This is a genomic window from Pseudomonadota bacterium (assembly GCA_039028155.1).
GTDB lineage: Bacteria > Pseudomonadota > Alphaproteobacteria > SP197 > SP197 > JANQGO01.
The window spans coordinates 38,161-47,608 of the sequence record JBCCIS010000038.1; the positions used below are offsets into that span (position 1 = coordinate 38,161).

General features: G+C 63.1%; 9 protein-coding genes. 2 read left to right on the plus strand and 7 right to left on the minus strand.

The genetic code is table 11. The features are described 5' to 3' along the window. Positions 1-17: 17 nt before the first annotated feature. The 7 genes from AAF563_18035 to AAF563_18065 all read right to left on the minus strand — a co-directional run bounded on the left by AAF563_18035 (position 18) and on the right by AAF563_18065 (position 7,061). A complete protein-coding gene (locus AAF563_18035; protein ID MEM7123186.1) occupies positions 18-1,199 on the minus strand; it encodes a mandelate racemase/muconate lactonizing enzyme family protein in 1,182 nt (393 codons plus the stop codon). Beyond that, entirely contained in the window at positions 1,199-1,804 is a 606-nt protein-coding gene (locus AAF563_18040; protein MEM7123187.1) for a hypothetical protein, read from the minus strand. The genes AAF563_18035 and AAF563_18040 overlap by 1 nt, the downstream gene beginning before the upstream one ends. A gap of 38 nt (positions 1,805-1,842) precedes the next feature. Continuing rightward, positions 1,843-2,550 (minus strand): ABC transporter ATP-binding protein, encoded by a 708-nt coding sequence (locus AAF563_18045; protein ID MEM7123188.1) that lies wholly within the window; start codon positions 2,548-2,550, stop codon positions 1,843-1,845. A gap of 95 nt (positions 2,551-2,645) precedes the next feature. Further along, positions 2,646-3,938, minus strand: a complete 1,293-nt coding sequence (locus tag AAF563_18050) for an MFS transporter (protein MEM7123189.1) — start codon at positions 3,936-3,938, stop codon at positions 2,646-2,648. A 91-nt stretch (positions 3,939-4,029) separates the two neighbouring features. Then, positions 4,030-5,310, minus strand: coding sequence for an MFS transporter (locus AAF563_18055; GenBank protein MEM7123190.1), 1,281 nt, complete (start codon positions 5,308-5,310; stop codon positions 4,030-4,032). 127 nt (positions 5,311-5,437) lie between these two features. Then, positions 5,438-6,193: an ABC transporter ATP-binding protein gene (locus tag AAF563_18060; protein MEM7123191.1), complete on the minus strand. Its 756-nt coding sequence runs from the start codon at positions 6,191-6,193 to the stop codon at positions 5,438-5,440. A gap of 106 nt (positions 6,194-6,299) precedes the next feature. Further along, positions 6,300-7,061 carry a DeoR/GlpR family DNA-binding transcription regulator gene (locus AAF563_18065; GenBank protein MEM7123192.1) on the minus strand — a complete coding sequence of 254 codons (762 nt, stop codon included), beginning with the start codon at positions 7,059-7,061 and terminating at the stop codon, positions 6,300-6,302. Positions 7,062-7,335: 274 nt separating this feature from the next. Between AAF563_18065 and AAF563_18070 the strand changes: the two genes are divergently transcribed. Both AAF563_18070 and AAF563_18075 read left to right on the plus strand, forming a co-directional pair. Beyond that, a complete protein-coding gene (locus AAF563_18070) occupies positions 7,336-8,226 on the plus strand; it encodes an ABC transporter substrate-binding protein (GenBank protein MEM7123193.1) in 891 nt (296 codons plus the stop codon). 216 nt (positions 8,227-8,442) lie between these two features. After that, positions 8,443-9,448: betaine/proline/choline family ABC transporter ATP-binding protein (locus AAF563_18075; protein MEM7123194.1), on the plus strand; the 1,006-nt coding region annotated here is incomplete at its 3' end.

Below are 9,448 nucleotides of genomic sequence, written 5' to 3' on the forward strand. Positions count from 1 at the left end.
TTGGGTTAACGCGATAGTCAGGCGAGCGGCAAGCGCCGATAGCGTCCGCCGAGCGCGGGATCGATATAGTAACTCAGCGGACCGTCATCGGCGAACTGCTGGTGGGCGTGCGCCATCCGGTCGCGGTCCAGGGTGACGCCCAGTCCCGGGCCTCTCGGGACCGGCACCACGTTGTTCTTCTGCCGGAACGGTCCGCCCTCTATCACGTCAAGCGCCTGCCAAGCGAACAACGACTGGCTGGGCTCGCGGACGTGGTGAAGCGCGGCGGCCATGTGCAGATAAGCGGCCGTCATGATGCCGCCGTCGCCACTGTAGAACCACACGTCGATGCCCATCTGCTCGGCGGCGCCGATGAAGCGCTGGGTTCGCGCGATACCGCCGAGCGCGGCAATGTTGACGACAAGCGCGTCAGGGGAACCAAGAGCGGCGGCGCGGCGCAGGTCGGGCGGGTGCGCCGAGAACGGGATCGCGGTGTGGCGTCTGAGTTTCGCCATCTCCTCGAAACTGCCGACTGGTTCTTCCCAATTACGGATGTTCAACGGCTCGATCTCTTGCGCGATGCGGATCGCCGTCGGAACCGAATAGGCCATGTTCGAATCAAGCCGGATCATGGCGTCGTCGCCCAGACGCTCCCGCAATGTCCTGACGACAGCGACCGACAGCGCGGGATCCGCAAACGAGATCTTGCCTTCGAACCAGGTCGAGCCGTGGGCGTCGTGCATGGCGGCGCAATAGTCGGCGACCGCCTCCGGGCTTGCTTCGCCGCCCTTGCCGTCTTTTGTGGCGCGAAAGGCGAAGTACTCGGTGAACGGGATCTCGCTGCGCACGATCCCGCCCAGCAGGGTCGACACCGGCACATTCCAGCATTTGCCGCGTAGGTCCCACAACGCGACCTCAATGGCACCGAACGCGCGCAGCGCACTGGCGTCATCGGTGTTGGCGCTGGTTCTGACCTCCGGCAAACAGCGAGCCTCCGCGCCCGCGATGTCGAGCGCGTCGGTGCCGATCAGGCGTTCGGCGAAGCCCTCAATCGTCGCGGCCTCGTTGTGGGACGGTGCCTCACCCAAGCCGACGAGGCCTTCATCGGTCTCGACCTCGACGATGGTTTTGGAGAAACCGGGATGTTCACCCAAAGCCCAGATATAGGGTGCTTCCAGCGGCAGGTTGACCGGAGTGGTGCGGATCGCGGTGATCCTCATTATCGAGTGTCCGTTGTTGCGAGCACGGGCGCCAGCAGCGCGGCGGCGTAAAGGCGGCGCTCATCGTCAAAGCGTTGAGGCGGCCGCGCATTCCACCGATCGAGTACATCGGCGTCAACGGGTTCAACAAGTTCCGCGGCCATGGCGGCAGCACCTGATTCGCGCATGCCAAAGGCGTCGCGCCGCGCGGTCATCGCCTCGCGCAGGCCGTCTTGGTCGCCGCGCAACACCGCCAGGTTCGCCGCGCATCCGGCGCGCCCGGCGGCGGCGCTCTTGTAATGACGCTTGCGGGTGATCTCCGGATAGGCGCCCGGGTATCTCGACTCAAGGCGCAGGTGAAACATCGAGCTGCGCGCCGCCTGCGCCGTCCCCATGACGGCGACCCAGTCGTCGGCGGCGTGCCAGGCTTGAAGCGCCTTATCGTAGAACTGCACGGCGGCATCGCGGTGATCTTCGGCTTCGGCCAGCGTACCGAGCGCATCGAGGCTGGCGGCGCGGCGCGGATCGTTCGGCGCGAAGGCGTCTGTCATGTCAAGGGCGGCGCGCCACAGGCGACCCGCATCATCCAGCGCGCCCGAGCTGAGCAAGGTGCGTGCGCTTTCCATCCATCGTTCCCAGAGATGGTCGCTCAAACACCAGACCATCAGCCACCGAGATAGGCGCGCTTGACGTGTTCGTGCTCGTGCAGTTCGGCGGCCGGTCCTTCCAAAGCGACGCGGCCGGTCTCCATGACATAGGCATAGTCGGCGATCTTCAGCGCCAGCTCCGCGTTCTGTTCAACCAACACCACGGGAACGCCGCGCTCATGGATCTCCACCACGATCTTGGCGATCTCCTGCACCAGAACCGGCGACAGGCCGATCGAGGGTTCGTCAAGCAGCAGAAGTTTGGGTGCCGCCATCAACGCGCGGCCCATGGCCAGCATCTGCTGTTCGCCGCCCGACAACGTCTTGGCGTATTGCGGTCGGCGTTCTTTCAAGCGCGGGAAGTGATCGAAGACCTCGTCGAGGTCGCTCTTGATCTTGTCCTTGTCGTTGCGCAGATAGGCGCCAGTCATGAGGTTCTCAAGCACGGTGAGCTCGGGGAAGACATGGCGGCCTTCCGGCACCTGTGCGATGCCGCGCGCGACAATCTTCTCCGGCGGCAACCGGTCGATACGTTCGCCCTCGAACAGGATCTCGCCGGCGGACGCGCGCACCAGGCCAGAGATCGTGCGCAGGGTGCTGCTCTTGCCCGCGCCATTGGCGCCGATCAGGGTGACAATGCTGTCGGTCTCAAGATGCAGGCTGACGCCCTTGACCGCCTGAACCTTGCCGTAATGGACCTCCAGGTCCTTGACCTCGAACAGCATGATCGCCCCAACAGAATCGTGTCACCTTGTCTTATACAGTGTCCGTCGCACTCTACTAGATCTTTGCAAGCGCCATGGCGCCGGCCAACGCCGGTCTATGTGTCGACAGCCGCGCCGCGCGGTTTTTGCCGCGCCGGCAGGTCGCGCCATGCCCATAACACCGCCGCGATCGATATCACCGCACACACCATCAGGACGTAGGCCGGCGCCATATCGCCGACGTCCTGGCTGATCAAATAGCTGGCGACCAGGGGCGTGGTCCCGCCCAGCGCCGCGAGGCCAATGTTGTATGACACAGAGAAGCCGCTCATGCGGACATTCGGGGCGAACAGCAGCGCCATGGTCGTCGCGAACAAGCCGCTATAGGGCGCAACGAACAACACCAGGCCGAATTGGCCAAGAAACGACAGAACGGGATCGTGGTGATCGACGAGCCAGAGCAGAGGCCAGGCAAAGACCAGCCCCGCGACCGTCGTCACCAGCAGCACCCAACGAACGCCGAAACGGTCGCCGAGCACACCGCCGACCACCACAAGGATCGTGTAGGCAACCATGTTGATCGTGTTGATGTCGAATGCATCTGCAGCAGGGTCCCCGACAACACGGGTCACGTAGGTCGTCAGGTAAACGAAGGTTAGATAAAAGCCGCCGGCGGAGAACGCCGAGATCCCAATTGCTTGGATCATCTGTCGACCGTGCGTTGTTACCGCCTGGCGCAGCGGTCCGTTGTACCAGGGCAGATCGGTGTCCTGAGGCTGGTAGTTTTCCGACAGACCCTGGCGGCGAACGAGGTAACCGCATAGACCAACAAGCGCGCCGCACAGGAAGGGAATGCGCCAGCCCCAATCGGCGACCGCCGACGTGTCGAGCAGACTGGTGACCAGGGATCCAGCGGCCGATCCGAGCAAGAAACCGATGCCGACGCCGAAATAGGACAGACTGCCGGCCAGCCCTCGCCGCGCTGGCTGGGCAGCCTCGACCATCAACGTGATGGACCCGGTCATCTCGCCGCCGACCGAGAGGCCCTGCAGGAGCCTGAGCGCGATCAGGATGACTGGCGCCCAGATTCCGATGTCCGCATAGGTGGGCAACACGCCGATCAGCGTCGTCGGAACCGCCATAACCAGGATCGAAATGACAAGCACGCGCCGTCGCCCGACGCGGTCGCCCAGGTGGCCGAACAGGATGGCGCCGATCGGGCGTGCCACAAAGCCGATGGCAAAGACGCCGAACGCCGCGATGACCGAGACGGCCGGATTGTCGTCAGGAAAAAACTGCAGGCCGATCGTGGCGGCGAAGTAGCCGTAGATGGCAAAGTCGTACCACTCGAGCGCATTGCCCACCATGCTGGCAACGCGGACCCGGCGGCGCGTGGATGTCTGGCTCACGCCTCTCCCCATCGGTGTTTGGCGGCTTAACGGTAACGATGCCCTGATTGCCTGTCAGTAACCGGCCGTGCGGCGGCTATCGTAGCCGATGTCAGGTCTCCGGCGGCCTGTCCGATCGAGTCGGAAGGTCGCGCCATGCCCAAATAATTGCCGCTATTGAAATCGCCGCGCAGACCATCAGGACATAAGCCGGTGACATATCTCCGGCATTGCGATCGATAAGATAGGCGGCGACCAGTGGCGCAGTTCCCCCCAAGGCGGCGAACGAAACATTGTACGAGACGGAAAAGCCGCTCATGCGAACGTTCGGGGCGAAGAGGAGCGCCATGGTGGTGGCGAAGAGACCGCCATAAGGCGCCAGAATCAGAACGAAGCCGAACTGGCCGAGGAACGACAACACCGGATCGCTCTGGTCGACGAGCCAGAAAAGCGGCCATGACAGGACCACGCCCAAAACCGCCAGCGCCAGCAACATCCGCCTGAATCCGAGGCGATCGCCCAACACGCCGCCAACGACCGAGAGGGCGGTATAGAAGATCATGTTGATGGAGTTGATATCGAACGCGTCCGCCGCCGGATCGCCGACCACCCGGGTTATGTAGGTCGTCAGATAAACGAAGATCAGATAGAAGCCGCCGGCAAAGAACGCCGCGATACCGATGGCCTGAATCATCTGGCGGCCGTGGGTGGCCAGCGCCTGGCGCAACGGGCCTTGGTACCAAGGCGCGCTGCTGCTTTCGGGATGGTATGTCTCTGACAGGCCATGGCGTCGGATCACGTAGCCGCACACCGCGATAATCGCGCCACAAAGAAATGGCAGCCGCCAGCCCCAGTCATCGACCGCCGCACCATCCAGGAGCCACGTCACCAGGGAGCCAGCGGCCGAGCCCAGCAGGAACCCAATGCCGACGCCCAGATAGGCCCAACTGCCGGCCAGGCCGCGCCTGGATGGCGGTGCGCCTTCGACCATGAACGTGATGGACCCGGTCATCTCGCCGCCGACCGAAAGACCTTGTAGGAGCCTCAGCGCGATGAGGATGGCAGGCGCCCAAAAACCGATGTCGTCATAGGTCGGCAAGAAGCCGATCAGCGTGGTTGGACCGGCCATCAGAACAATCGACAAAACGAGGACGCGACGCCGGCCGACCCTGTCCCCCAAATGTCCAAACAGGACGGCGCCGACCGGACGTGCCAGGAAGCCTATGGCGAAGACGCCGAATGACGCGATCACCGAGACGGCCGGATCGTCGTCGGGGAAAAACTGAAACCCGATGGTCGCGGCAAAATAGCCGTAGATGGCAAAGTCGTACCACTCGAGCGCATTGCCGACCATGCTGGCCAGCCGAACCCTGCTGTTTGACGAGCCTGTCACACCGCCCCCTCCAGCAAACGCGCCCAGCTAAGACGCTATAGGAGGAGCCGGTGCTTTGTCATTGGTGACGTTCGACGAGCAGGCTTTGGAGCGCCGACAAGAGGCAGCATCCTTGCCAGAAGCCGGCCTAAACGGGTGTTCCCAGATAGGCCTCGACGACCTCCGGATTGGCGCGGATCGCCTCCGGTGCGCCCTCGGCCAACAGGCTGCCGAAGTTCAGGACGGTGATGTGCTCGCAAAGACCCATCACCGCCTGCATGTCGTGTTCGACCAACAAAATGGTGACGCCGGAGTCCCGCACCTGGCGGATCAGATCCATCATACGCCGGGTCTCTTCCGGGTTCATGCCGGTGAACGGCTCATCAAGCATCAGGAGTTTCGGTTCGGTGGCCAGCGCGACAGCGATGCCGAGGGCGCGCTGCAGACCATGCGGCAGATTGGAGCACAGCTCGTCTTTGAGATCGGCGAGGTCCATGAACGCGAGGATCTCGTCGACCTTCTCTCTGGCGTCCGCCTCGCGGTCCTTCTTCAGACCTAGCAGCACGCTGAACGGATCGACGCGCGCTTTCAGGTGACAGCCAACCAGGACGTTGTCGAAGACCGTGAACTCGTGAAACAGCGTCGTCGCCTGGAAGGTGCGGACCAGACCGAGTTCGGTAATCGCGCTCGTCTTCATGCCGGAAATGTCGCGCCCGTCATAGACGATGCGTCCGGCGCTCGGCTTGTAGTAACCGCTGATGACATTGAATGTTGTCGTCTTGCCGGCGCCGTTGGGGCCGATCAGGCCATGAATGGCGCCCGCTTCGATCTGGAAGGTCAGGTTGTTGACGGCTGTCAGTCCGCCGAAACGGCGCGTCAGACGATCGACTTCAAGTAATGTCATCAGCGTGCCCCCTGGTTCCGTCGTCCTTGTCGGCGGACGATCGGCACGCGGTCCTTATAGCAAACTTGCATGGCGACGGAATGATGCGCTTGCAGCGTGCTTGGGCTTAACTCGTGACGATCAGATTGACGCCGGCGGTTTCGAGACGTCGGGCATAGTCGAGCGGCAGCTGCTGGTCGGTCACCAGCACGTCGATATCCTCGAAGCCGGCGACCCTGACGGGCGCGCGCCGGTTGATCTTGGCGTGATCGGCAACGACAACGGCGCGTTGCGCATGACGGATGACCGCGCTGGAGAACTCGGCTTCGTCAACGTAGTAGTCCATCAGGCCGGCATCCAGATCGACCGCGGCGATCGACAGGATGGCGGTGTGCACCTGGAAGCGCTCGACGAAGCGGATGGCCTCATGGCCCAGCACGGCGCCGTCATCGGCGCGGATCTCGCCGCCGGCGATATAGACCCGATTGCCGTTGCGCGAGGCAAGCGTGCGCGCGATGTCCGCGCAGTTGGTGGCGACCAAGAGGTCGCGGTGGCCGGCTAACGCCCGCGCTACATAGGCTGTCGTGGTACCTGTATCCAGCATGACGGATTCGCCGTTTTCGATCAGGCCGGCCGTCGCTTCGGCGATCGCGCGTTTGGCCTCGGCATGCTCGTCCATGCGCTGGCGAAACGCGCTTTCGCGCAGCGGTTCCGGCAAGGCGACACCGCCATGCACTTTGCGCACCAGACCGCGCGCGGCGAGCCGGCGGATGTCACGGCGGATTGTCTCGTCGGAGACCTGCAGCCGCTCCGCGAGATCGCCGACACCGCACAGGCCGCGCTCGCGCACCGCCGTGACGATGGCCGACTGTCGTTCCGTTGCATGCATGGAACTTCTCCGAAGAGGCCACTAATCTAGACAGTATACCTAGAATCAATACAAATGCTGACATGTGGAATCAAACGGCGTTTCGTCTGCATTTGTGTGGGATGCTGTTGATTTGTCTTGTTTCACAGGAGATTTGCCGCTTTCATGGTGACCAGACGGCTGCGTGAAGCCGCGCGGGTCCAACACAACACCAACGGGGAGGTAAGAAATGTTAACAAGTTTGCGTACGACGGCGCTGGCGGGTGCGCTTGGCGTCTTCTTGACCGGCCAGGCGATGGCCGCAGCGCCGGAATCCGACGACCCCATCAAACTCACCCTGCACGACTGGACGGGCCAGTACATCACCACGACCATCATGGGCGAGGTGCTGAAGTCGATGGGCTACAACGTCGAATACGTTCAGGCCGACTACATCGCCCAGTTCGCCGGCCTTGAGTCAGGCGATCTGCACATCGCGATGGAAATGTGGGAGACCACCGGCAAGGACGCGATGGAGGCCTCGCTCGAAACCGGCAAGACCCTCGATCTGGGCGAGACCGGCATGTTCGCCATCGAGGAGTGGTGGTACCCCAGCTATATGAAAGAGAAGTGCCCAGGGCTGCCGGACTGGCAGGCGCTGAACGACTGCGCCGAAGCATTCTCGACGCCTGAGACCGCGCCCAAGGGCCGTTATCTGGGCGGTCCGGTCACCTGGGGCGGCTATGACGATGAACGCGCCGAAGCGCTCGACCTGGATTACGAGGTCGTACACGCGGGCACCGACGCCGCGCTCTTCGCCGAGCTGCAGTCGGCCTATCAGCGTGAAGCGCCGTTCCTGGGCTGGGTCTATGCCCCGCACTGGGCGCCGACCAAGTTCGAAGGCGAGTGGGTGGAATTCCCGAGCTACGCCGACGAGTGCTACAGCGATCCCGCATGGGGCGTGAACCCAGACATGGCCTATGACTGCGGCAAGCCGCGCGGTTGGATCAAGAAGGTCGGTTGGAAGGACGGCGAGGGCAAGTGGCCGTGTGCCTATTCCGCCGTGCGCGCTTTCCACATCGAGAACGACGCCATGGGCAACCTGGTGGCCGAGGTCGATCTGGAAGGCAAGGACCTGAACGATGTGGTTGGCGCCTGGATGGATGCCAACAAGGATACCTGGCAGGCCTGGACGTCCTGCGAGTAATCCCATCGTGCTAGGATGATGGCCGTTAGAGCAGATCCTGCCTTAATGGAATCGCTTCGCGAACCCATCAAGGCAGGTGAATCTGCTCTATTCATAGATAGAGAGCGGATTCACACGGTCAGGTGGAACCGTCAAACGGTTCCACCTGACCGTGACCCGCTCTAGGGATCCTGGGGAAGATCCCGGCGGCCATCCGTCTTTTCAGGGCCAGGAGCGATGACCGGCGACGCGTGTCCGATAAAACTCGCCTGTGAGAACGTATGGAAGCTGTTCGGGCAGAACGCCGGGGACGTGCTTCAGCGCACCGGCGGCGCGCCCAGCGATGCCGATCTGGCTGCCGCCGAGGTCATCGGCGCCGTCCGCGACGCCACGATCACCGTTCGCGAAGGCGAGATCTTCATCATCATGGGGCTTAGCGGCTCCGGCAAATCGACCCTGGTACGCTGTATGTCGCGCCTGATCGAGCCGACTGCGGGCCGGGTGCTGTTTGAGGACCGCAACCTCCTCGACATGGGTGAAAAGGAGCTCATGGAGCTCCGGCGCCACCGCATGGGCATGGTGTTTCAGCATTTCGCGCTGCTGCCGCATTTGACGGTACTGGGCAATGTGGCGTTCCCGCTAGAGATCCAGGGCCTCGGCAAGGCCGAGCGCGAAACCAAGGCCCTTGAGATGATCGATCTCGTCGGACTGAAGGGCCGCGAGACCTACTATCCGCGCGAACTCTCTGGCGGCCAGCAGCAGCGTGTCGGCATCGCCCGCTCGCTCGCCGTGGAACCGGAGATCTGGTTTCTGGACGAACCGTTCTCCGCGCTTGATCCCCTGATCCGCCGCGAGATGCAGGACGAGTTCCTGCGCCTGCAGAATGTGCTGCACAAGACCATCATCTTTATCACCCACGATTTCGACGAGGCGATCCGGCTGGCCGACCGCATCGCGATCATGAAAGACGGTGCGATCATCCAGATCGGCACGCCGGAGGAACTGGTCACCGCGCCGGCCGATGATTACGTCGCAGAGTTCACCCGCGACATTCCCCGCGCCAAGGTGCTGTCCGCCGGCGCCATAGCGAAATCCGGTCCGCACGGAACAACGACCATCAGGTCGGACGCCCGCATCGCCGACGTGGCGGCCATGGTCTTTGATCACGACGAACCGCTTGGTGTCGTCGATGCCGACGGCACGACCGTCGGCGCGCTGGACCGCGACGCGGTGCTCGACGTCC